Below are 22,091 nucleotides of genomic sequence, written 5' to 3'. Positions count from 1 at the left end.
GGCATGGCCGCACGGCAACGCATCATCCCCGTCAGGCGCGAATATAACCGCTGGGTCGCCAACCAGACGCTGGAAGATTATGCGCTGCGCTTCACCGCCAAAAGCGCCCGGCAATTTTCGTCCAACCGCATCTCCCACACCGCCATCGGCGCGATTTCCTTTCTGGCACTGGAAGCCATCGGCGGCGCGATCACGCTGTCATACGGCACCACCAACGCCTTTTACGCCATCATCGTCGCGGCCATTGCCATGCTTGCCGTCGGCCTGCCGATCAGCCGTTACGCCATCCGCCATGGCGTCGATATCGACCTCCTGACACGCGGCGCGAGCTTCGGTTACATCGGCTCCACCATCACCTCGCTGATCTACGCCGCCTTCACCTTCATGCTCTTCGCCATAGAGGCGTCGATCATGTCCGGCGCGCTGGAGCTGGCGCTCGGCATTCCGCTCTGGATCGGCTACATCATCTCCGCCGTCATGGTCATTCCGCTCGTCACGCATGGCGTGCGCCTCATCAGCCGTTTCCAGATCATCACCCAGCCCTTCTGGATCGTGCTGAACGTATTGCCCTTCATCTTCATCGCTTTGATGGACTGGGAAAAATACGATCTGTGGCGAGCCTTTTCCGGCATTCATCACGCCTCCGGTCCGCCGGGCACCGTGGCCCATTTCAATCTGGTGGAATTCGGCGCGGCGTCTGCCGTCATCCTCGCGCTGATGTCGCAGATCGGCGAACAGGTGGATTTCCTGCGCTTCCTGCCCGCCGAGGGCCAGAGCCGTCTGCGCCATCGCATCGCGGTCTTTCTGGCCGGTGCTGGCTGGGTCGTCGTGGGCGTGCCGAAGCTGCTGGCCGGTTCCTTCCTCGTGGTCTTGACCTTCAGTTCCGGCGTCTCGGTGGACCGCGCCGCCGATCCGGCCCAGATGTACCTGACCGCCTTCGGCTACATGATCCCCAACCATACGGCGGCCATGCTGCTGATGGTCGCCTTCGTGGTGGTCTCGCAGCTGAAGATCAACGTCATGAACGCCTATGCGGGCTCGCTCGCCTGGTCCAACTTCTTTTCCCGCCTCACCCACAGCCACCCCGGCCGCGTCGTCTGGCTGGTCTTCAACGTGGTGATCGCGCTGCTGTTGATGGAACTCGGCATCTATCGCCTGCTGGAAGAAACACTCGGCATTTTTTCCATCGTCGCCATGGCCTGGCTCTGCACCATCTCGGCCGATCTGTTCATCAACAAGCCACTCGGCCTTGCCCCACCGGGCATCGAGTTCAAGCGCGCCCATCTCTACGATATCAATCCCGTCGGCGTCGGCTCCATGGCGCTTTCGGCCACGATTGCGCTGATGGCGCATTTCGGCACCTTCGGCGCACTCGCTGCCTCGCTTGCGCCCTATCTCACCCTCATCGTCGCCTTCATCGCCTCGCCGCTGATCGCCTGGGGCACGAAGGGCAAATTCTATCTCGCCCGCAAGCCGCGCCAGAAATGGCGCGAGCTGAGCGCCATCACCTGCTCCATCTGCGAACACCCGTTCGAGCCGGAAGACATGGCATGGTGTCCAGCCTATGCGGCGCCGATCTGTTCGCTCTGCTGCTCGCTGGACAGCCGCTGCCATGACATGTGCAAGCCGAAGGCCAAACTCAACTATCAGGTAGCGACGGTCGCAAAATCTTTCCTGCCCCACCAACTGGTGGCAAAACTCGCCACACGGCTCGGACGTTATGGCATGGCGGCGGCCATCGCCGTCACCGCCATTGGCGGCATATTGGCGCTCATCGCCCATCAGGTCGGCACCGCCTCGCCGGCAACGGCTGACGTGGTCAACCGCACCATCCTCATCGTGTTTTTCGTCTTTGCCGTCATTGCCGGCATCGTCTGCTGGTTTCTGGTTCTTGCCCATGACAGCCGGGTGGTTGCGGAAGAGGAATCCTCACGCCAGAACACGCTGCTGTTGAAGGAAATCGCCGCACACAAGAAGACTGACGCCGCCCTTCAGGACGCCAAGGAAACGGCTGAGGCCGCCAACCGCGCCAAGAGCCGCTACGTGGTCGGACTCAGCCACGAATTGCGCACGCCGCTCAACGCTGTTTTAGGCTACGCCCAGATCCTCGAACGCGATGAGACCATTCCCGCGCCGCGGCAATCGGCCATCAAGGTCATTCGCCGTTCCGCCGACCATCTCTCCGGCCTGATCGACGGGCTTCTGGATATTTCCAAGATCGAGGCTGGCCGCCTGCAGGTCTATTCCAACGAGATCAATATTCAGGATTTCCTCGACCAGATCGTTGATATGTTCCGCCCGCAGGCGCAGGCCAAGGGTCTGGAATTCCGGCATGAACGCGCCCATTCCCTGCCGCAATATGTCCGCACGGATGAAAAGCGTCTGCGCCAGATCCTCGTCAACCTGCTCTCCAACGCCATCAAGTTCACCGACGAGGGCAGCGTCACCTTCGATGTCGCCTATCGCAGCCAGGTGGCGAGCTTCACGGTGTCGGATACCGGGCGCGGCATTGCCGAAAAAGATCTTGCCCGCATCTACGAGCCTTTCCAGCGCGGCGAGGCCGAAAGCGTGCGCCCCATGCCGGGCCTTGGCCTCGGCCTCACCATCACGAGGCTTCTGACCAACACACTGGGCGGCGAGATTTCCGTCTCCAGCGAAAAGGACAACGGCTCCACCTTCCGCGTCCGTCTCATGCTGTCGGCTGTGCACCGGCCAAGTACCGCACCTGCGCCGGAAAAAACCATTCGCTCCTATTCGGGCCCACGCCGCACCATCGTGGTGGTTGATGATAACGAGGATCACCGCGAGCTGATGCGGCAGGTGCTTTCGCCGCTCGATTTCGTGGTGCTGACCGCCCAGAGCGGACCGGAATGCCTGACACTCATCGAAGGCGTGCAGCCCGACCTCTTCCTCATCGATATCTCCATGCCCGGAATGTCCGGCTGGCAGCTTGTGACGAAGTTGCGTGAAGCAGGGCAGACAGCTCCGCTCATCATGCTCTCGGCCAATATCGGTGACGGCACCGTAGCGGGTGCCGGAGAAGACAATCACAACGACGCCATCGCCAAGCCGGTCGACATCCGCCACCTGTGCGACAGGCTTGCGGTGCATCTCGGCCTGAAATGGATTTACGATACCGACCTTCCCCCGGCACCCATCCCCCAGCCGCCGGCGCAGATCGTTCATCCCGGCGCGATTCATATCAAGGATTTGCAGAGGCTCGGCGAAATAGGCTACATACGCGGCATAGAGGCAAAACTCGCAGATCTCGCCCGCAACACCAACAACCTGCCCTTCACGCAAGAGCTTGGCACCTATGTGCAGGCCTTCGATCTGGCCGGTTACGCCCATTTTCTAAAGCGGTTTGAAGAGAGCGACAGGGGAGACGGCAAGGCATGAGCGGGCAAGGCGCAGCACTGCCGAGAGACATTGTATTGCTGGTGGATGACAGCCCGGAAGCGCTGGGGTTCCTCACCGATGCGCTGGAACAGTCAGGCTTTTCGGCGCTGATCGCCACATCCGGTCAGGCCGCGCTCAACATTGCCGAACGCATCACGCCCGATATCATCCTGCTCGATGCGGTCATGCCGGCCATGGACGGTTTCGAAACCTGCCGCCGCCTGAAGGCCAACGCCGCCGTGGCCCAAGTGCCCGTCATCTTCATGACCGGGCTGACGGAGACCGAACATGTGGTGCGGGCGCTCGAATCCGGCGGTGTCGACTATCTGACCAAGCCGATCAACATCGATGAGCTGCGCGCCCGTATCCGTGTGCATCTCTCCAATGCCCGCTCGGCGCAGAGCGCCCGCGTGGCGCTTGATGCCGCCGGACGCCACCTGCTTGCCGTGCGCGCCAACGGCGCGATCCACTGGTCCACACCACAGGCAACCCGGCTGGTCAACGCCGCCACCGGCCGTGATGATGGGCTGGAGATCGTCGTTGCCCATATTTCCGGCTGGCTGGCCGACAGGACAACAGTGGATTCCGCCCGCGATGCACCGCTGACGATCACCGAGGCCGGGCGGCCCGCTTTGCAGCTCTCCTTCCTCGGCGCAATGGGACCGGACGAATATCTCTTCCGTCTGACAGCCGCCAATGAGAAATCCGACGACCACCTGCTGAAGGACCACTTCGCCCTGACAACGCGGGAATCGGAAGTTCTGCTGTGGATTGCCAAAGGCAAATCCAACCGCGATATCGGCGATATTCTCGGCCTTTCCGCCAGAACCGTAAACAAACATCTGGAACAGATCTACGTCAAACTCGGTGTCGAAAACCGCGCCTCCGCCGCCGTCAAGGCCGCGCATATTTTGCATCAGGGGTGACGGCTGCATCTGATGTGACACGGTTGGAAAAACATATATTTTCCGCTTAAGCGTAGAGCATCAACTTATTCGCCGAGCGAGTGCAGCGTATTTCTTCTCCCCTCGAGGAAAAGAAACAAGCGGCAACGCCGCAATCCAAGTCCCTCCAAAAAACATCACCTTCCATCCAACCCAAACCCCGCGCAGGGAGGTTCCCATGCACCATTTCATTATTCTTTCCGGCTGCTCCGGCGGCGGCAAATCAACCCTGCTTGCCGAGCTTGCTCACCGTGGTTTCGCGACCGTCGAGGAACCGGGGCGGCGCATCGTGATTGAGGAAACGAGAAATAACGGCACCGCCCTCCCCTGGATCGACCTGGAAGCCTTTGCCCGCCGGGCGATCGCCATGGCGCTGGAGGACCGGCAAAAGGCGCCAGCGGAAGACTTCGTCTTCTTCGACCGCGGCCTGATCGACGCCGCCTCAGCACTTCACCATATAAGCGGCGATGGCTTCATCGAAACGCTGCGGCACGCGCACCGCTATAACCCGCTGGTTTTCCTCACCCCGCCCTGGCCGGAGATCTACCGAGGCGACAGCGAGCGCAAGCATGGTTTCGAGGTGGCAGTGGAGGAATATCAACGCCTGCTGCACGACTATGCCCGTCTGGGTTATGAGACGATTGTGCTGCCGAAAGCCCCCGTCACGGAACGTGCCGATATTGTGCTGGAGAGGCTGGCGGCTGAAGCTGGCTGAAGGCGCGATCATAGCCGAGTTGTCTCGAGCCTTTCCCACCACCCTCATTTCGTCTTTGAGACGGAATCCGTCTGACGCACGGCTCGTAAACTGTTTTAGCCCAAGGACTTGGGCTGGCTGGGTGCTGACGCCGGAAATGCCCCGCACCAGAAAGCAGAAAGCCCGGTCTTGCGACCGGGCCTCCATATTGCAGTCCAGTAAGACTTACGTCCCCTGCTGGATGTAGGTGAACTTGCCGTCCGGGCCCTTCTTCCACTCGTACATGACGTAACCGGGAAGCTTCGGGTCGCCCTTCTCGTCGAAGGAGATATCGCCGAGTGCGGTCGGGAAGGTGCCCTTCTTCAGAGCTTCGGCAACCTTTTCCGGCTCAACGGAACCGGCAGCCTTGGCAGCACCGGCAATCGCCTGCAGGGCGGCGTAGGAGTAGAGCGTGTAGGCTTCCGGGTTGAAGCCGGCGGCCTTGAACTTCTCTACCAGTTCCTTGTTTTCAGGACGCAGCGTCGGATCGGGACCGAAGGTGTTCAGCGTGCCTTCGACGGCGTCGCCGGCGATGGAGGCAAGTTCGTTCGAGACGATACCGTCGCCCGAGATGAGCTTCGCCTTCAGACCCTGGTCAGCCGACTGGCGGATGATCAGACCGGCTTCGGTGTGCAGGCCACCCCAGTAGATAACGGAAACGCCGGCTTCCTTCATCTTGGAGATCAGTGCGGAGAAGTCCTTGTCGCCGACATTGACGCCTTCATACATGGCTTCCGTCAGGCCGGCCGCATTGGCTGCCTTCTTGGTTTCGTCGGCAAGGCCCTGACCATAGGGGGTCTTGTCGTGAATGATGGCGATCTTGGCGTCCTTGTAGTGGTCGGCCAGATATTTGCCGGCAATGCCACCCTGCTGGTCGTCACGACCGCAGGTACGGAAGGTGTTCCACAGGCCACGCTCGGTGAAAACAGGGTTGGTCGCAGCAGGCGTTACTTCGAGAATGCCGTTTTCGGCATAAACTTCGGAAGCCGGAATGGAAACGCCGGAGTTGAAGTGACCAACGACGAACTTCACGCCATCAGCAACGAATTTGTTGGCAACCGAGATACCCTGCTTCGGGTCGGAAACGTCATCGCCGAGAACGATCTTGATCTGCTCGCCGTTGATGCCGCCTGCAGCATTGATATCCTTCGCAGCCTGTTCAGCACCCTTCTGAAGCTGAGCGCCAAATGCGGCGTTCGGGCCTGTCAGCGGGCCGCCGACAGCGATCACGATATCGGCCCAGGCCGAACCGCTGAAGGCGACCATGGCGGTCAGCGCAACGGCGGAAAGAAGAGACTTCTTCATTACTATACTCCCAGTTCCTTTGGATGGGTTGACTACCAGGACCTGTTCAGTACCCACCTTAACCGAACAGGAAACGTTCCACTCACGCGAGTATCGTGCAGCCGGAGGAATCCGGCTGTCAATCTTTCTTTTTATATGAAAATGCCGACGTCCGATCGTAGAGCCAATAGTAGTTATTGACCATCTGGCTCGTCCTGCGCATGCGGAAACCGATGCTGGAAAAAGCCAGAAGAAGAACGACGTCAAACACGTAGTAGAAGCCGTTGATGAACGGCCCGTTGAAAAGGGCGAAATGCAGAAACCGCATCACGAGCCCCAAAGCCAGCGTATAGATCACCACACGCGGGAAATCGCCCCAGCCATCGGCGACGGATCTGCCCGTGCGCCACGCCGTCCAGAAACCAAGAAGAACAACCAGTGCGCGCAGAATATAACGCACGCCGCTATCGGTCTCGAATAAAAGGCCCTGCATCTTCTTTCCCCATCAGCGCCGGGATGCAAATGTCCGGCCCTGCCTTGTTTGTCGTCCCGCCGTTTTTCCGGCAGGCATTTTATTGTTTGTCACCGGCCATTTCCCCTTCGAAAACGGCCGGCGGCGGTTCGTTATCTTGCGCCGCAAAATTTCCGGCGCAAGTAAAATCTTTCAGTGCCGGCCGCCTTCGAGATAGGCCGCGCGTACCTGCGGATCAGCCAGCAATTCCCTGCCCGAACCGCTCATCGTCACCTTGCCGTTGACCATCACATAGGCGCGGTCGGAAAGCTTCAGTGCCGCAAAGGCGTTCTGTTCAACGAGGAAGACGGTCAGGCCCTCTTCCTGGTTGAGCTTCTTGATGGCCTCGAAGATGCCCTTGACGATCAGCGGGGCAAGGCCCAGCGACGGCTCGTCGAGAAGCAGCAGTTTCGGCCGTGCCATCAGCGCGCGGCCGATGGAGAGCATCTGCTGCTCGCCGCCGGAAAGCGTACCGCCACGCTGGCTCTGACGTTCTTTCAGCCGCGGGAACATGACGAAAATCTTCTCGACGTCCTCTTTGAAATATTTGAGGTTGTCGAGATTGGCGCCCATCTGCAGGTTTTCCAGCACCGTCATGCGCGGGAAAATCCGGCGGCCCTCGGGTGACTGGGCAATGCGCCTGCGGGCGATGAGGTGCGTCGGCAGGCGGGTAATGTCTTCGCCGTCGAACGTCACTTGGCCAGTGCGCGCCTGCGGGCTGCCGCAGATGGTCATCATCAGTGTCGATTTGCCGGCGCCGTTGGCGCCGATAAGGCTGACGATCTCGCCCTTGTTGACCTCGACATCGACACCGGCCAAGGCCCGGATGTTACCGTAGTAGGTTTCGACACCCTGTACTTTGAGAAGCGGTTCACCGGACATCAGGCCACTCCTCCGTCGAGTTCTTCCGCAATCACGTCTTCCACTTCATCATCCTCGACACCCAGATAGGCGGCGATGACCTTCGGGTCGTTCTTCACATGGTCCGGCGAACCGTCGGAAATCTTCTGGCCGTATTCGAGAACCACGACGTGATCGGAAATCTGCATCACCACCGACATGTCGTGCTCGATCAGAAGCAGCGACGTGCCTTCGTCGCGGATACCGCGCAGCAGCGCATTGAGCGCCAGCGATTCCTTCGGGTTGAGACCGGCCGCCGGTTCATCGAGGCAGAGAAGTTCCGGCCCCGTGCACATGGCGCGGGCAATTTCCAGACGGCGCTGCGCGCCATAGGGCAGATCGCCGGCCGGGTCGTCGGCGCGGTCGGTCAGATCGGCCTTGTCCAGCCAGTATTTGGCCTTATCGATCGAACTGTTGACCGCCCTCTTGTAGGCGGGCAGGCCGAGAAGACCGAGAATGGTGTAGCCCGATGCCTTCATCAGCGCATTGTGCTGCGCCACCAGCAGGTTTTCCAGAACCGTCAGACCCGAAAACAGGCGGATGTTCTGGAAGGTACGCGCCACCTTCGCCTTCTTGGTGATCTCGAAATCCGGCAGGCGCTCCAGAAGATGCGCCTCGCCGTTTTGCTGACGCATGGTGATCATGCCCATCGTCGGCTTGTAGAAGCCGGTGATGCAGTTGAAAACCGTGGTCTTTCCAGCACCGTTCGGACCGATCAGCGCCGTGATCTCGCCGCGCTTCGCCTCAAAGGAGAAGTCATTGATGGCCATCAGGCCGCCAAACCGCATCGAGAGATGTTCGACCTTGAGGATCGTATCGCCAGTTAGATTGGGTGTCATGTTTGTCGTTCCGGAAGCCATCAACCGTGACCTTCCTTGGTAAAGCTGCCGGAGACGGCCTTGCGTTCCCTGAGGAAGGCCGTCGGTTCTCGTGAGCCGACAAAGCCGCGCGGCTTGAACAGCATGACGATGACCATGGCGAGACCGAACAGCAGCATGCGGTAGAGTTCCGGCGTGAAATCAGGCCCGAAGACATGCTTCAGGAATTCCATTTCGCGCAGCAGCTCCGTGCCGCCGACCATGACGAGGGCGGCAATGGCGATGCCCGTGAGCGAACCCATGCCGCCGAGAACGACAATGGCGAGGATGACGGCCGATTCCAGGAAGACGAAGCTTTCCGGCGATACGAAACCCTGACGGGCGGCGAAGAACGAGCCAGCGAAACCGCCAAACATCGCGCCTGTCGCAAAAGCGGTAAGCTTGGTGATGACGGTATCGATGCCGAGCGAGCGGCAGGCGATTTCGTCTTCACGCAGAGCTTCCCACGCCCGGCCGATCGGCATGCGGCGCAGCTTGATGGTGACGTAAGCCGTCAGCATGCACAGAAGCAGGATCACGTAGAACAGGAAAATCTTGTAATAGGCCGACGACATCGTCAGGCCGAAGGCCTTGGCGAAATTGTTCGGCGCGCCGACATCGAAGGACCAGATGCCGAAGATAGACGCCTTGGCGATGCCGGAAATGCCGAAGGTGCCCTTGGTCACATCCGTCCAGTTCAACAGCACGAGACGGATGATTTCACCGAAGGCGAGCGTGACGATGGCAAGATAGTCGCCACGAAGTCTGAGCACCGGGAAGCCGAGAATGATGCCCCAGAAGCCCGCGAGAATGCCGGCCACCGGCAGAAGCACCCAGAAGGAAAGGCCGAGATGGCTTGACAGCAGCGCGTAGGAATAGGCGCCCACCGCATAGAATGCCACATAACCGAGATCGAGCAGGCCCGCGAGGCCAACGACGATGTTGAGGCCCCACGCCAGCATCACATAGATCAGGATCTGGATGCCGAAATTGTCGACGAATTTCAGCGAGCCCTGAAAACCGAACAGCTGCACGGCGACGACGGGATAAAGCAGCAGCAGGACAAGCGCGAGCTTCAGGAAGTGTTTGTGGAAAAAGCCTTTTTCCTCGGAGATTTCCAGAATGCCGCTTTTGGCCTTGGCAAGCTTGCGGCGATCCATCGACGGCCGGATGAAGCCGACCATCAGGAAACGGCCGATGGCGGCGACGCCGACGAAGATCGACAGAAGCCCCCAGCGGGTGCCCCAGATAAGCTGGTTGTTGATGTCCTGATAGGTGACGATACCGACGTAAAGAATGAACATGCCGAGCGAGACGATGCCCGCAAAGATGCCTTCCTTCACCGCCGTTGCCATCAGGCTCGGGCTGGAAGTGTCGTTTTCGGAAGCGATATTGGTCATGGGATCACACCTTCTCGACTTCCGGACGACCGAGAATACCGGTCGGCTTGAAGATCAGCACGAAAGCCAGGATGCCGAATGCCGCGACGTCCTTGTATGCAATGGAGAAATAGGCGGACCAGAGAGATTCGATGAGGCCGATCAGGAGACCGCCGAGAACGGCGCCCGGAAGCGAACCGATACCGCCGAGAACCGCTGCGGTGAACGCCTTGACGCCCGGAATGAAGCCATCGTTGAAGGATGCGACACCGTAATACATCAGATACATCGTACCGGCGACCGCCGCGAGTGCGGCACCCATGATGAAGGTGATCGAGATCGTCTTGTCGACATCCACACCCAGAAGGGCCGCCATCTTGCGGTCCTGTTCCGTGGCGCGCTGCGCCCGGCCGAGCGGAGTCTTGTTGACGATGTACCAGAAGGCGAACAGCAGCACCGACGTCACCGCCATGATGATGAACTGCTTCAGCGAGACGGTGATGGAGCCGAAATGGTAGCTGTCCGTCACCATTGACGGGATCGGCTTGTTACGCGGACCCTGTGTCACCTGGATGAAGTTGGACAGTGCGATCGACATGCCGATGGCGGTGATCAGCGGCGCAAGGCGGAACGAGCCCCTGAGCGGACGGTAGGCCACGCGCTCGATCACCCAGTTCCACAGGCCGGTCATCAGCATGGCGACGACCATCATCAAAATCAGAAGAAGCGCCACCGGAATACCGGCAAAAAACGATGTTGCGATCAGAAAAACGATCAGCGCGGCGAAACCGCCAAGCATGAAAATATCGCCATGGGCGAAGTTGATCATGCCGATGATGCCGTAGACCATCGTATAGCCAATTGCGATGAGGCCGTAGATCGATCCAAGAGTCAGCCCGTTGATGAGCTGCTGGATAAAATACTCCATGTCTTTCCCCTGGGCATGACCTCTAATGAGCCACGCCTCGTTTATGTTAATTATAGGGAGAACCTTTTCGATTAGCCCCCACCTGCAAAATGCATATCGTGTTCGCTAAAAATGTGAAGTCAAAAACGGGCGATCCTGCACAAAATTTGGAATTTCCACATTCGTTGCCGTTTTCCCGATCAGAATAGCCAGGATTTCGGCAGTAAGTGCTAAAAAATTGGCGTTCGAATGCTTATTTCAGTGTTGCCTGACGCATTGTTTGACGGGTGGCGGGCAAAAGAGTAGCGAAATAGAGGGGTAAAGGATCCCCGGCACGAAATGGCAACGGCAACAAGATGATCGACATATTGACGAAAGCGGCGCTGGACGCCGGGCAGGCAATCATGGCGGTCCATCGCGCCGGGCCACACGTATCGTACAAGGACGATTGCTCACCCGTGACCGAGGCAGACCAGCGGGCGGAGGTGATCATTCTGCAGGCACTGGCTGCGCATTTTCCCCAAATCCCGGTCATTGCCGAAGAAGCGGTCTCGAACGGCATTCTGCCGGAGACAGGCACGGAATTTTTTCTGGTCGATCCGCTGGATGGGACCAAGGAATTCATTTCCGGCAAGGATGATTTCACCGTCAATATCGCCCTGATCAGAAACGGCGTGCCGGTTGCAGGCGTGGTTTACGCCCCCTGCCGCGGCCAGGCCTGGACCGGCAAAGACGACAGCGCCGAAAAGCTCGCAATATCAGGCGAAGGAGCGATCCTCGCGCGCCACCCCATCCGGGCACGCCAGCGCGGCGCCTCCCCCGTGGCGCTGATCAGCCGCTCGCACTGTACCGCGAAAACGGAAGCCTTCGTGGCCGAACACGGCCTGAAAGACTGCATTTCCGTTGGTTCCTCACTGAAATTCTGCATACTGGCGGAAGGTGCTGCCGATATCTATCCCCGCTTCAGCCGCACCATGATGTGGGATACGGCGGCAGGCGACGCCGTACTGCGCGCCGCCGGTGGCAGAACGCTGGATTGCGAGGGGCGGCTGCTTGCCTATGAGGTGAGAGGCGATGGTGAAGATGCACTCGCCAACCCGGATTTCATTGCCGAGGGCGCAATGGCGCTTGCGGCGGATATCGCGCGATAGGACGGCGGCGACGGTGAAAATTGCGACATAAGCCTGCGAGGAGACCGCTAGACCTCCTTCGGTGATCAGGCGTTTTTAGGCGTTCGCTTGGTGTCTGCGGCTTACCCCCCTCTGCCCTGCCGGGCATCTCCCCCACAGGTGGGGAGATCGACTCGTGGCAAGGTCTCGCAGATCTCAATGTTTGAGAATGAAGCGACGGTAAAGCCGCTTGCCGATCTCCCTCCTTGTGGGGGAGATGCCCGGCAGGGCAGAAGGGGGTGAAGCCGCAGGCACCTGAGGCCCCTTGCCAACTCATGCCATCTCCGCAACCACGGAACGCACTCCCCACCGAAGCCGCAAAAATAATTTCATCCCCGCTCATCCCCGCCCCGCCCCGCCGCATCACAATCGCCGGCGAACAGCCACGGAGCGCGGAAGAGACATCATGACTGAACAGACGGCGAGACTTAGACTTCCTTATATCCTGCCCTCGCAGGCACAGAAACACGTCACCCACAATGAGGCGCTGCAGCGGCTGGACGCGATCGTCCAGCTGGTCGTCAAGGACGTGGTCGCCGCCCCGCCCGACAATGCGCCGGAGGGAGACTGCTTCCTGCTCTCGCTTGACGCCGCTGGCGACTGGGCGGGCAAGGGCGGGAAGCTTGCCTTCCGGCAGGACGGTGCATGGCTGCTGATAGCGCCGCAACCCGGCTGGACGGCATGGTTTGCCAGCGAGGGTAAACATCGCGTCCTGCGGGACAGCGCATGGCGGGACATGCCGCTGCCTGCCGCAGCGACCCTCGAAAGGCTTGGCATTGGCACACAGGCCGATGTCACCAACCGTCTGGCGCTTGCCGCCCCCGCCAGCCTTTTCACCCACACAGAAGAGAACGGCAACCACCGCATGGCGATCAACAAGGCGGCAAAGGCCGATACCGCCTCGCTGCTGTTCCAGTCCGGCTGGAGCGGCCGGGCGGAAATGGGCCTTGCAGGCAATGACGGTTTTTCGATCAAGACCAGCGCCGACGGCATTTCCTGGCAAACGGCCCTTTTGTGCAGCGGCGACGGCAGGGTCACGATGCCGAACCGGCCCGTGGTTCTGGCCAGCCTGCCTTCGGGCACGACGAGGCCGGCCAACGGCTCGGCTTCGGGGTTTTCAATGCTCTTCATCGATGAGGGTGGTTTCGTTCTCGGCGACGCGGTCGGCACAGGCGGCGGAAGGGAACTCGTCGTTCCCGTGAAAGGTCTCTATCTGGCCACCCTGTCGCTTGCCGTGGTGTCCTCATCCGGGCACCGGGTTTTGCTTGCCGTCAACGGCGCGGCTGGCGGCCTCACTGTAGCGGGCAACGCCTCCAATGCCGGCACCTCGCAGTCGACGACCCTTATCCTGCCCCTCAATGCCGGCGATCGCCTGCGGCTGGTGCATGAGGGAACCGCGGAATTCGCCCACGGCAGCGGGAAAACGTGCCTTTCGCTTGCGGCGTTGTGAGGAAAACAACCGATGGACGATAAAAAACACGATTTTTGGAAAAATTTTTTCCCGACAAAATAAGGCGACTCGAACAGATCGGGCGAAACCGTTCAAATTCTTAATAAATTGTCACGAACTGCTTAGGCAATTTTTAAAGGTACGGGGCTAAAGTTCCCGTCATATGGTCTTGAGTTTGTATAGAGTGTCCAATGACCGAAATGATACGCCCACGAGTTAAATATGTCATCGGCCCCGATGGCAGCCCTCTGACGATTGCGGATCTTCCGCCGTCAAATACCCGTCGATGGGTTATTCGCAGAAAGGCAGAGGTCGTCGCCGCCGTGCGCGGAGGACTTCTGAGCCTTGAGGAAGCCTGCGAGCGTTATACGCTCACCGTCGAAGAATTCCTGTCCTGGCAGTCGTCGATTGCCGATCATGGCCTTGCAGGCCTGCGCACCACGCGCATTCAGCAATATCGCCACTAAACCAGTGCGCCGGCGCGGCAACGCGCCCAAACCGAACTTCCAAAACGCCCCGTCGCATCGACGGGGCTTTCGGTTTGATTTTGGATTTCCCCTGAAAATTGCCAGACACAGCCGGTGACTGTCACCGGTTTGTGTCCACTGCGTTCGCTATCCCGCTGTTTCAATTCAGGCACAGGCCGTTACAGTGGAAAAAACGAAGAGCAATGCGAAGGCAGAGATCATGGATATCAAGACAACCGAAACCGGATCGCACGGCGAATATTCGGCAACCATCGACGGCCACAAGGCCGAGATGACCTATTCGCGCACCTCCCCTTCCCTCATCATCATCGACCATACAGGCGTGCCGGATGCACTGCGCGGCAAAGGTGTCGGCCAGGCGCTCGCGGCCCACACGATCGATGAAGCGCGCAAGGGCGGCTGGAAAATCATTCCGCTCTGCCCTTTCTTCAAGGCTCAGACGCTACGCCACCCTGACTGGGCAGATGTCATTCAGGGGTAACTAGCCAGACGGGCTGAGGCTCGGGACAAAACCTCAAATTTGTTTTTTAGCGAAAGCGGAGCCCACACGCTCCGTCACCCCGGCCAAGAGCCGGGGTCCAGCCAGCTCAAATCCTTGAGCTTAAGGGAATCTTCCGCCGCGCAGACGCGCGTCGGCTGGATGCCGGATCAGGCCCGGCATGTCGACGGATAATTTTCAGGCTGCCAGCAATCACGCCACCTTCAGCGGCGGTGTTCCTGCATGTATGCTCCTTCGAACTTCGGCCCGAAATTCCGGCGTATCCTCGGCGCCATGCACTGCCACGGCATGCTGAACCGCCGCTTCCATGAGCTCCTCCGGCGTATCGGCTGAGATGGCGATCGAGCATTTGCTGTCGCTCGGGAATTCGCGGCAATCGATATATTGGCGGGCCATTTGTTTCCTCCCCGCTTCTGGCCCACCCGCGTCCGCGCTGGGCGCGCGTGGGACAAGCCTCCGGCTCTTGGTCGGAACTTCACCAAATTACGCCTTTCCCCGGCCCCGGACAATCGAAAACGCAGGGATTCCCTGCGTCCCTGCCCCGCAAGAAACCAGCAGGGCAAGACGCTACGGTGCGCCAAAGCAAAAGGCCGCCAACGAGGGGCGGCCTTCCAGAAAAAAGCATGGGCATCCCGTCATTGAAAGCCGCCTCCTGATCCACCGGCAGCCGTCAATGAGGACGATCCTTATATGATCTTGCGCCAATACCTAGGCGCGGGCGCGGATCGCTCCGTCGCGGTTTTCCAGTGCCGCCGCCTTTTCATATTCGGCCTGCACCTCTTCCAGAGAAGCCTCTGCGGCTTCCTGCTGGGTCTTCAGCTCCCGGATCGAGACCTGAAGATTGTCCGCACGCTGACGCGCGGCCTTGGCGAAGGTCGGATATGCGAAGTGGGTCGGATCGGTAATGCCGGACTTGCTCTCTTCCAGCGATATCTGATGCACCAGTTCCTTTGCCATCCGCTCAAACTCGGACATCATCTGCTGCAACTGGCTAAGTTGCCGGCGTTTTTCATTAACCTGAAATTCTTTCAGGCGAACCAGGCTGTCACGCGACTTCATACGCAATACTCCATGGATAGCGAGACCCGGATCAAAAAGGCACTATGCCCCCTCGATCGGCCCGTTTAACCCGCCCGCTCAACCGGCCCGGTTAACCCGTTGTGCCGGAATGATTCCCAAAAGTTACCCGGCGTTAATAAAAAAACGCCGCCGTTAACCTTTCGTTTACGGGCATCGTTAATGATAAACACGATCATTTAAGGGTCGGTAAATGCCAGGTCCAAAAAAACGGGCCCGACGATGTAAGAGTCGATTGAATCACTTAGCGAGATATCCTCACGTTAAGCTTCAATTTTGGCGATGGTGGATTCACGTGCAAAAACAGCGAAATGCCAACTTTGCTTAATAAATTCGATACACCTTGCCAAAGGCAATTAGAATTTGTTAACCATTTGGTGGCAGCCTGCAAATCAGGCAACGTCTGGATCCGCATCGCGCGAGGCAATGATTTACCAATCTGCGGGCGGCAAAGGGGATAATTATGCGGGTTCTACTTATTGAAGACGACAGCGCAACAGCGCAGAGCATCGAACTGATGCTCAAGTCGGAAAGTTTTAACGTCTACACGACCGACCTCGGCGAGGAAGGCGTGGACCTCGGTAAACTCTACGATTACGACATTATTCTTCTCGATCTCAACCTGCCCGATATGTCGGGTTACGAGGTCTTGAGAACCTTGCGCCTTTCCAAGGTCAAGACACCCATCCTCATCCTCTCCGGCATGGCCGGCATCGAGGACAAGGTTCGTGGTCTCGGCTTCGGCGCAGACGACTACATGACGAAGCCGTTCCACAAGGACGAGCTTGTTGCCCGTATTCACGCAATCGTCCGCCGTTCCAAGGGCCATGCGCAATCGGTCATCTCCACCGGCGAGCTGATCGTCAATCTCGATGCCAAGACGGTTGAAGTGGGCGGCCAGCGCGTTCACCTGACCGGCAAGGAATATCAGATGCTTGAGCTGCTTTCGCTGCGCAAGGGCACGACGCTGACCAAGGAAATGTTCCTGAACCACCTTTATGGCGGCATGGACGAACCGGAACTGAAGATCATCGACGTCTTCATCTGCAAGCTGCGCAAGAAGCTCGCAAATGCCGCAGGCGGCGCAAACTACATCGAAACCGTCTGGGGCCGCGGTTATGTCCTGCGCGAGCCTGATGGAGCCACGGAATTTCTCGAAACCGCCTGATCCCCTTCAGGATATGGCAGTTTTTAAAAGACCCGCTGGCGACAGCGGGTTTTTTGTTGCGATTTCATGATTGGATAGTGCCATGGACCATTCTATCCCCACCCTCAGAACGGAACGCCTGATTTTGCGCCCGCAGATCATGGCGGATTTCCCCGCCTATAGAGACTTTATGGCGTCAACCCGCTCCATCGGCGTCGGCGGACCATATGACCTGCCGTCAACCTGGGGCGTTTTTTGTCACGATCTCGCCAACTGGCATTTTTTCGGCCACGGGGCGCTGATGATCGAACTTGGCGAAACTGGGCAATGTATCGGCCAGGTCGGCATCAATCACGGCCCGCTATTTCCCGAAAAGGAACTGGGCTGGCTGCTTTATGGCGGCCAGGAAGGCCACGGTTATGCTGCGGAAGCGGCCTCTGCACTGCGCGACTGGGCATTCGAGACCCTGAAATTGCAGACGCTGGTCAGCTATGTCTCGCCGCGCAACAGCAAATCCGCAGCAGTTGCACAGCGCCTCGGCGGTGTTATCGACCCATTGGCACCACGGTCTGATCCCGAAGACCTTGCCTATCGGTATCATCCGCAAAAAGTGACCTGAAGGATCGGGACGTCGCGCAACGGTTCATCGAGACGTTCCGAACACCTGTCTTAATGCATTTCCACGTTCAGGAAGCCGACAATCGCCTCCGCGATCTGCCGGTGGATTGCCAGGCGGTCCCTGCCACCGCCGTCACGGCAGACGAAACCTTCCCCCGGTGAAAGCTCCTCGACGATTTTTTCGCCGTTTGGCTTGCATATCTGCATGAAGCTGAAATGGCTGGCATCCGGTATCTCGCGATAAACCGTGGTCGCCTTTGGCAGATTGCGGGCGATATATTCCGAATCAGCCTTGATGGCGGCAATCTCGGGCGTTTCCACACCGGCGGCCAGAACCAGAACCGGTACATCGACACGTTTCAGCGTTTCCGGCAGGAAACCGGCAGCCGGGCCAGCGTCGAGCGCAATCACCGCGCGGATGCGAGCATCGCGCAAATCCATAGAAAGGCGTGGATCGGCCTTGCCACCGTTAACGATTCCGACCTTGGCCAGCAACCGTGGCGCCTTGCATTGCGGCAGAACCTCCTCCGCATTGCAGTCTTTTAGCGCGAGATCGGCGCTGTAGCGGGCGCCAGTCAGCTCCATAGCGGTCCAGCCTCCGAGAGAATGGCCGATGACCGCGATGCGTGCCCTGTCGATTTTTCCAGCGAGTTGATCGTTATCGAGCAACGCCGTCAACGTTCGGCTGATGTCGCGCGGGCGTTCCCATAACGGCACGATCTCCATCGCATTCTCTTCAGTGAATGATTCGCCCGCGTGATCCGGCGCGGCCACGATATAACCCTGCTGAACAAGCTCACCGGCGATCCAGTTCAGATTGCGCCAGCTTCCGCCAAATCCGTGTGACAGCAACACCAAAGGACGGGAACCGGCCAGAAACGACGCATCAGGTTGAACCTCGAGACCATAAAAGGCAGCGTTTTCGCCCACCGTCTCAGTTTTTCCCGATGGTGCGGACGGATACCACAATGACAGGTTCAGCATTCGCGTGCCCGAATCATCGGGCAATTCCAGCTGTCTGAAACCAATCGCGTTCTCCGCCATCACGGGCGCAGCGGTGGAGAGGATGGCGATGGCGACCACAAGAAAATAGCGCATGTGAAGCTCCAAAAATTGATCTTGGATCAACCCTTGGTTCAAACCGCCACCGTCCGAGACCTCGAACAGGTTTCAGGACGCCCTGAAACGCGATTGAGACGGCCCGGTGGGAATGCGCAGTACTAAACCCCCACCACCCGCTCGAAAAGCCGGATGGGATTGCCCCGGAATGTCGAATCTCGAAACAGGCGGAAGCCGAAACGGGCGGCGATGACGAGCGAGGGGGTGTTGAGTGGATCAATCATGCAGACGGTCCGCTGCGAAATTCCGCTGCGATCAAACCACCCTGTTGCCGCCGCCACCGCCTCGGTCGCGACGCCCTTGCCGTTCAGATCAGCATCGATTTTCCACATCGCTTCTGGCACGCCATCGAAATCGGTGCCGTTTCCACGGCGCATATGGGCAAAGCCCACCTCGCCGACGATACGCCCGGAGCTTGCCTCCTCCACGACAAAGGGACCGAAGCCGAAGACCGACCAATGGCCGATGAAGCGCAAAAGACGGGCAAAGGAGATTTCGGGGTCCAGCGGCGTAATCGATGTGACCCCTTCGATGGGCCGGACATCCGCGCTCCAGAACGCACAATAAAGCGCTTCATCCGTGATGGCGTGCGGCCGCAGGACGAGGCGCGCGGTTGTCAGACGTGTCATGAACCTCTTCCCCAAAAGCAAAAAAGGCCGGCGCGTCGGAAAACGCTAACCGGCCCTTTCGCAAAACTACCTCTGCAACTGAACGATCACGCGGCAACCGTCTTTGCGGTAAACACGATGCGATCCTCATGCACCTTGTATTCCACGGCCATATCGGCCTCCTCCGCCAGAAGCAGCGTGTAATAGGGCTGCACGGAATGGGCGTCGACCGCCTCTTCCAGCCTGCCTTCGTAGATCTCGGCGAATTTGGCCGGAATGCGCATCATCTTGCCCTTGACGGTGATTTCGAATTTCGCGTCACCTTCCGGATCTTCCAGCACCACATCCACATTACCACCGCGCGGGATCGCGCTGTAGGACACGAGAAAGAGGTTGAGCAAAAGTTTGACACGATTTTTCGCGACGATGGCGCGTGGGCCGTTCCAGGTCACTTCGGCCTTCTTTTCGGCGGCAGCGAAATCCTTGGCGGCTTTTTCAGCCTCGCCGGTATCGATCGAAGCACCGGCGGAGCCGGACGCGCCGAAAGCAAGGCGGGCGAACTTCAGCCGCACGGATGCGTTAAGAGCGGATGTGCGGATGAGATCCAGCGCATCGTCATCGGTGCCGCCCTCGTCCAGCAACTCGAGGCCGTTATTGATGGCGCCGACAGGAGAGATCACGTCATGGCACACACGACTGCACAGAAGAGCTGCCAGATCTGGACCGGACAGCGTGATATTGAGTTTGCTCGTCATAAAATTCTCTCCTGCGCAAGGGAGGCGCGGACGGTGTGGAAATTGTTAAGCCATAATGACACCATATTTGGTAAACCGATTGTTAATAGGATGGTTTCAAAATGCCAAATGCCTTAACAGGCCACCCTGGAGCGCCCTGCGTCCGTTCGGACGTATAAAGGATGCTCTGGAACTTTGAATCTTCGCATGGGCCCTGCCGAAAATCGATTCGGATTTTCGGGCTGATGCACCAACGAACAGACGGACGGACATGACGATGCGCCTTACGAAAACCCGCACCATTGCACGCCTCGGACTGGGAAAGATTTTTGCGCTCCTTGCCAGCCTTTTGATGTGGGCCGCACCGGCCTCGGCCCAGAACAGCGATCAATATTCTTTTCAGGAAGTCGTGGATGCAGGCCACGGATTCTTCGGTGAAACCACCGGCGGCCTCGCCAAGGTGGTGGAACGCGCCTTCCAGCAATACGGTCTTCCGAACGGTTATATTCTGGGGCAGGAAGGTTCCGGCGCTTTCGTCGCGGGCCTCACCTATGGCGAAGGCACGCTTTATACCAAGAATGCCGGCCAGCATCCCGTCTTCTGGCAAGGCCCCTCGCTCGGCCTCGATTACGGCGGCCAGGGCACCCGCGCCATGATGCTGGTCTACAACCTGCCTTCGGTCGATTCGCTTTATCGCCGTTACGGCGGCGTCAGCGGCTCGGCCTTCATCGTCGCCGGCGTCGGCATGACCTATCTGAAAAGCAGCGATGTCACGCTGGCACCCATTCGCACCGGCATCGGCGCGCGCCTCGGCATCAATGTCGGCTACCTGAAGCTTACCCAGGAACCGACCTGGAACCCCTTCTGACGCTGAGATGGGGAGGCACTCTTGCGGCTCCCCGCGCAATTGCCTTGGCGATACCCCTCCCAACGGTTGCAATAATAGCGTAACGTGCTCTCGCGCTCCTCTTTCCGAATGCGCGCGTATCTGAGTTTCGGAGACTGTCTCGCGTGATTGAATATGCCATTCTTTTCGGATTGGGTTTTCTCACCGCAACCCTGCTGGCCTTGCTGATCGCGCCCGCGATCCATCGCCGCATCGTTGCCTATACGGAAAACCGGCTGCGCGCGACAATGCCCATCAGTCCCCAGGAAGTTCGTGCCCAGAAGGACATGGCACGCGCGCTCTACGCCGCCGAAAACGCCAAGGTTCGTCAGGAACTGGACACCGAAAGGGAAAAGAACACCTCGCTCCGCCTCGCCAACGAGGCAGCATCCAGCGACGCCTATCGCCTCGGCGAGCAGAACCGCGGCCTTTTGCTGAAAATCGAGGAATTGACGCTGGAAATCGGCGAATTGCGAGGCGCACTCGACGCCAGCGAGGAACGCGCGAGCGCAATACAGGCAAACCTTCTGGAGCAGGAACAGGCCGCAAATGCGCGTGCCGGCCAGATGTCTGAGATCACCGCTCGCCTCACCAATCTGACCCGCGAGCTGGATGATTCGAAAATCCTCGCCGCCACCCGCGATCTGGAGGCCGAGCAGGCAAAACAGACCGCCTCGCGTTTCCGCAAGGAGGGCGAAACGGCGACCCGCGAATTGCAGGATGTCGCTGCCCGCAACAAGGAGGCCATGACAGCGGTTGCGCGCGAAAGCCGCAAGGTCACCCGGCTGGAAGAACAGATCGCCAGTGTCATGGCAAAAAATGCCGATCTCGACACCATGCTGACCCTGCGCAATCAGGAGGTTGCCCGCCTGAAGGAACAGCTTGCCGCGACCGGCGGCCGCGCCGACGACATGATCATCCGTCTGCCCAACCCCGCCGTACTGAACGGGGAAACCGCAAGCCAGCCGCAAAAGGCACCCGTCCTGCCCGAAATCGCGCCCGTGGTCGCGGCAGACATTCCACCGGTCTCAACCGCCCTCGAACCGGCAGTGCCGCCGCCGGAAGGTCTTGAGCAGGAGATCGAGGATATCCGCAATCAGGGAACGGCACTCACCGAACGCCTGCTGAATGTGCGCGGCACCGGCAACGACGAACCGATCCGTCGCGAAATCGCCCGCATCGCCGCCCAGATGATCGCGCTCACCGCAGCGCAGGAGGGCGAGAAATCGCCGATCCCGGGGCTGCTTGCGAAAGCCACCGCCTCGACCGGCCGTGAGAGCCTTGCGAAGCGGGCGAGTGTGTTGATGGAGAAGCGGAAGGGTTGATACCTCTACGCCTTTGCGTATGCGGCTCACCCCCTCTGCCCTGCGGGCATCTCCCCC

At 59.2% G+C, this 22,091-nt stretch carries 22 protein-coding genes; 11 read left to right on the top strand and 11 right to left on the bottom strand.

What is annotated here, in order from left to right; all coding sequences use genetic code 11:
- Positions 1–3 precede the first annotated feature (3 nt).
- The 3 genes from FB593_RS12820 to FB593_RS12810 all read left to right on the top strand — a co-directional run bounded on the left by FB593_RS12820 (position 4) and on the right by FB593_RS12810 (position 5,058).
- Entirely contained in the window at positions 4–3,399 is a 3,396-nt protein-coding gene (locus FB593_RS12820) for an ATP-binding protein (RefSeq protein WP_065658671.1), read from the top strand.
- Positions 3,396–4,325 carry a response regulator gene (locus FB593_RS12815; RefSeq protein ID WP_013636721.1) on the top strand — a complete coding sequence of 310 codons (930 nt, stop codon included), beginning with the start codon at positions 3,396–3,398 and terminating at the stop codon, positions 4,323–4,325. The genes FB593_RS12820 and FB593_RS12815 overlap by 4 nt, the downstream gene beginning before the upstream one ends.
- Before the next feature lie 196 nt (positions 4,326–4,521).
- On the top strand, positions 4,522–5,058 hold the full coding sequence (locus tag FB593_RS12810; protein WP_065702615.1) for an AAA family ATPase: 537 nt from the start codon (positions 4,522–4,524) through the stop codon (positions 5,056–5,058).
- Positions 5,059–5,262: 204 nt separating this feature from the next.
- Here the strand turns inward: FB593_RS12810 and FB593_RS12805 are convergent, their stop codons facing one another.
- From FB593_RS12805 to FB593_RS12780, 6 genes are all read right to left on the bottom strand, one after another.
- Positions 5,263–6,381 carry a branched-chain amino acid ABC transporter substrate-binding protein gene (locus tag FB593_RS12805; protein ID WP_003513936.1) on the bottom strand — a complete coding sequence of 373 codons (1,119 nt, stop codon included), beginning with the start codon at positions 6,379–6,381 and terminating at the stop codon, positions 5,263–5,265.
- Between the two features lie 118 nt (positions 6,382–6,499).
- A complete protein-coding gene (locus tag FB593_RS12800; protein WP_003513938.1) occupies positions 6,500–6,853 on the bottom strand; it encodes a DUF6867 family protein in 354 nt (117 codons plus the stop codon).
- Positions 6,854–7,024: 171 nt separating this feature from the next.
- Entirely contained in the window at positions 7,025–7,753 is a 729-nt protein-coding gene (locus tag FB593_RS12795; RefSeq protein WP_013636723.1) for an ABC transporter ATP-binding protein, read from the bottom strand.
- Entirely contained in the window at positions 7,753–8,631 is an 879-nt protein-coding gene (locus tag FB593_RS12790; protein WP_019565106.1) for an ABC transporter ATP-binding protein, read from the bottom strand. The genes FB593_RS12795 and FB593_RS12790 overlap by 1 nt, the downstream gene beginning before the upstream one ends.
- The gene (livM, locus tag FB593_RS12785) at positions 8,631–9,983 is read right to left on the bottom strand and encodes a high-affinity branched-chain amino acid ABC transporter permease LivM (protein ID WP_370647612.1); all 1,353 of its coding nucleotides are present in this window, start codon (positions 9,981–9,983) and stop codon (positions 8,631–8,633) included. The genes FB593_RS12790 and livM overlap by 1 nt, the downstream gene beginning before the upstream one ends.
- Positions 9,984–10,032: 49 nt before the next feature.
- Positions 10,033–10,935 (bottom strand): branched-chain amino acid ABC transporter permease, encoded by a 903-nt coding sequence (locus FB593_RS12780; protein ID WP_003513958.1) that lies wholly within the window; start codon positions 10,933–10,935, stop codon positions 10,033–10,035.
- 335 nt (positions 10,936–11,270) lie between these two features.
- Between FB593_RS12780 and cysQ the strand changes: the two genes are divergently transcribed.
- From cysQ to FB593_RS12760, 4 genes are all read left to right on the top strand, one after another.
- Positions 11,271–12,065, top strand: coding sequence for a 3'(2'),5'-bisphosphate nucleotidase CysQ (gene cysQ / locus FB593_RS12775; protein WP_145166652.1), 795 nt, complete (start codon positions 11,271–11,273; stop codon positions 12,063–12,065).
- Positions 12,066–12,489: 424 nt separating this feature from the next.
- Complete coding sequence (locus FB593_RS12770; protein WP_145166651.1) at positions 12,490–13,533, top strand: DUF2793 domain-containing protein; 1,044 nt, start codon at positions 12,490–12,492, stop codon at positions 13,531–13,533.
- A 191-nt stretch (positions 13,534–13,724) separates the two neighbouring features.
- Positions 13,725–14,000: a DUF1153 domain-containing protein gene (locus tag FB593_RS12765; RefSeq protein ID WP_003513963.1), complete on the top strand. Its 276-nt coding sequence runs from the start codon at positions 13,725–13,727 to the stop codon at positions 13,998–14,000.
- Between the two features lie 220 nt (positions 14,001–14,220).
- Positions 14,221–14,502, top strand: coding sequence for a GNAT family N-acetyltransferase (locus tag FB593_RS12760; protein WP_145166650.1), 282 nt, complete (start codon positions 14,221–14,223; stop codon positions 14,500–14,502).
- 210 nt (positions 14,503–14,712) lie between these two features.
- Here the strand turns inward: FB593_RS12760 and FB593_RS12755 are convergent, their stop codons facing one another.
- Complete coding sequence (locus FB593_RS12755) at positions 14,713–14,916, bottom strand: DUF1059 domain-containing protein (RefSeq protein WP_003513967.1); 204 nt, start codon at positions 14,914–14,916, stop codon at positions 14,713–14,715.
- 312 nt (positions 14,917–15,228) lie between these two features.
- Positions 15,229–15,579 (bottom strand): flagellar export protein FliJ, encoded by a 351-nt coding sequence (locus FB593_RS12750; RefSeq protein ID WP_013636730.1) that lies wholly within the window; start codon positions 15,577–15,579, stop codon positions 15,229–15,231.
- Between the two features lie 481 nt (positions 15,580–16,060).
- On the opposite strand from FB593_RS12750, the gene ctrA reads away from it, so the two are divergent.
- Together ctrA and FB593_RS12740 are read left to right on the top strand one after the other, a co-directional pair.
- Entirely contained in the window at positions 16,061–16,765 is a 705-nt protein-coding gene (gene ctrA / locus FB593_RS12745) for a response regulator transcription factor CtrA (RefSeq protein WP_003491823.1), read from the top strand.
- A gap of 82 nt (positions 16,766–16,847) precedes the next feature.
- Positions 16,848–17,363 (top strand): GNAT family N-acetyltransferase, encoded by a 516-nt coding sequence (locus FB593_RS12740; protein WP_019565101.1) that lies wholly within the window; start codon positions 16,848–16,850, stop codon positions 17,361–17,363.
- A 50-nt stretch (positions 17,364–17,413) separates the two neighbouring features.
- Here FB593_RS12740 and FB593_RS12735 read toward each other — a convergent pair whose 3' ends face one another.
- From FB593_RS12735 to chpT, 3 genes are all read right to left on the bottom strand, one after another.
- Positions 17,414–18,460, bottom strand: coding sequence for an alpha/beta hydrolase family protein (locus tag FB593_RS12735; RefSeq protein ID WP_186447916.1), 1,047 nt, complete (start codon positions 18,458–18,460; stop codon positions 17,414–17,416).
- Between the two features lie 122 nt (positions 18,461–18,582).
- A complete protein-coding gene (locus tag FB593_RS12730; protein WP_003513972.1) occupies positions 18,583–19,110 on the bottom strand; it encodes a GNAT family N-acetyltransferase in 528 nt (175 codons plus the stop codon).
- A gap of 86 nt (positions 19,111–19,196) precedes the next feature.
- Positions 19,197–19,844: a histidine phosphotransferase ChpT gene (chpT, locus tag FB593_RS12725; RefSeq protein WP_003513974.1), complete on the bottom strand. Its 648-nt coding sequence runs from the start codon at positions 19,842–19,844 to the stop codon at positions 19,197–19,199.
- Between the two features lie 250 nt (positions 19,845–20,094).
- Between chpT and FB593_RS12720 the strand changes: the two genes are divergently transcribed.
- On the top strand, positions 20,095–20,691 hold the full coding sequence (locus tag FB593_RS12720) for a DUF1134 domain-containing protein (protein WP_003513975.1): 597 nt from the start codon (positions 20,095–20,097) through the stop codon (positions 20,689–20,691).
- A 143-nt stretch (positions 20,692–20,834) separates the two neighbouring features.
- Positions 20,835–22,034: a hypothetical protein gene (locus FB593_RS12715; RefSeq protein WP_145166649.1), complete on the top strand. Its 1,200-nt coding sequence runs from the start codon at positions 20,835–20,837 to the stop codon at positions 22,032–22,034.
- Positions 22,035–22,091 lie beyond the last annotated feature (57 nt).

Source organism: Rhizobium sp. SJZ105 (genome assembly GCF_007828365.1).
Lineage (GTDB): Bacteria > Pseudomonadota > Alphaproteobacteria > Rhizobiales > Rhizobiaceae > Agrobacterium > Agrobacterium tumefaciens.
This window is presented reverse-complemented; position numbering and strand designations above follow the sequence as displayed.

What these genes read in the sequence shown, in the direction of transcription:
- FB593_RS12820 (WP_065658671.1), top strand. Translation starts at nt 4, where the DNA reads ATGGCCGCACGGCAACGCATCATCCCCGTCAGGCGCGAATATAACCGC.
- FB593_RS12815 (WP_013636721.1), top strand. Translation starts at nt 3,396, where the DNA reads ATGAGCGGGCAAGGCGCAGCACTGCCGAGAGACATTGTATTGCTGGTG.
- FB593_RS12810 (WP_065702615.1), top strand. Translation starts at nt 4,522, where the DNA reads ATGCACCATTTCATTATTCTTTCCGGCTGCTCCGGCGGCGGCAAATCA.
- FB593_RS12805 (WP_003513936.1), bottom strand. Translation starts at nt 6,381, where the DNA reads ATGAAGAAGTCTCTTCTTTCCGCCGTTGCGCTGACCGCCATGGTCGCC.
- FB593_RS12800 (WP_003513938.1), bottom strand. Translation starts at nt 6,853, where the DNA reads ATGCAGGGCCTTTTATTCGAGACCGATAGCGGCGTGCGTTATATTCTG.
- FB593_RS12795 (WP_013636723.1), bottom strand. Translation starts at nt 7,753, where the DNA reads ATGTCCGGTGAACCGCTTCTCAAAGTACAGGGTGTCGAAACCTACTAC.
- FB593_RS12790 (WP_019565106.1), bottom strand. Translation starts at nt 8,631, where the DNA reads ATGGCTTCCGGAACGACAAACATGACACCCAATCTAACTGGCGATACG.
- livM (WP_370647612.1), bottom strand. Translation starts at nt 9,983, where the DNA reads ATGGCAACGGCGGTGAAGGAAGGCATCTTTGCGGGCATCGTCTCGCTC.
- FB593_RS12780 (WP_003513958.1), bottom strand. Translation starts at nt 10,935, where the DNA reads ATGGAGTATTTTATCCAGCAGCTCATCAACGGGCTGACTCTTGGATCG.
- cysQ (WP_145166652.1), top strand. Translation starts at nt 11,271, where the DNA reads ATGATCGACATATTGACGAAAGCGGCGCTGGACGCCGGGCAGGCAATC.
- FB593_RS12770 (WP_145166651.1), top strand. Translation starts at nt 12,490, where the DNA reads ATGACTGAACAGACGGCGAGACTTAGACTTCCTTATATCCTGCCCTCG.
- FB593_RS12765 (WP_003513963.1), top strand. Translation starts at nt 13,725, where the DNA reads ATGACCGAAATGATACGCCCACGAGTTAAATATGTCATCGGCCCCGAT.
- FB593_RS12760 (WP_145166650.1), top strand. Translation starts at nt 14,221, where the DNA reads ATGGATATCAAGACAACCGAAACCGGATCGCACGGCGAATATTCGGCA.
- FB593_RS12755 (WP_003513967.1), bottom strand. Translation starts at nt 14,916, where the DNA reads ATGGCCCGCCAATATATCGATTGCCGCGAATTCCCGAGCGACAGCAAA.
- FB593_RS12750 (WP_013636730.1), bottom strand. Translation starts at nt 15,579, where the DNA reads ATGAAGTCGCGTGACAGCCTGGTTCGCCTGAAAGAATTTCAGGTTAAT.
- ctrA (WP_003491823.1), top strand. Translation starts at nt 16,061, where the DNA reads ATGCGGGTTCTACTTATTGAAGACGACAGCGCAACAGCGCAGAGCATC.
- FB593_RS12740 (WP_019565101.1), top strand. Translation starts at nt 16,848, where the DNA reads ATGGACCATTCTATCCCCACCCTCAGAACGGAACGCCTGATTTTGCGC.
- FB593_RS12735 (WP_186447916.1), bottom strand. Translation starts at nt 18,460, where the DNA reads ATGCGCTATTTTCTTGTGGTCGCCATCGCCATCCTCTCCACCGCTGCG.
- FB593_RS12730 (WP_003513972.1), bottom strand. Translation starts at nt 19,110, where the DNA reads ATGACACGTCTGACAACCGCGCGCCTCGTCCTGCGGCCGCACGCCATC.
- chpT (WP_003513974.1), bottom strand. Translation starts at nt 19,844, where the DNA reads ATGACGAGCAAACTCAATATCACGCTGTCCGGTCCAGATCTGGCAGCT.
- FB593_RS12720 (WP_003513975.1), top strand. Translation starts at nt 20,095, where the DNA reads ATGACGATGCGCCTTACGAAAACCCGCACCATTGCACGCCTCGGACTG.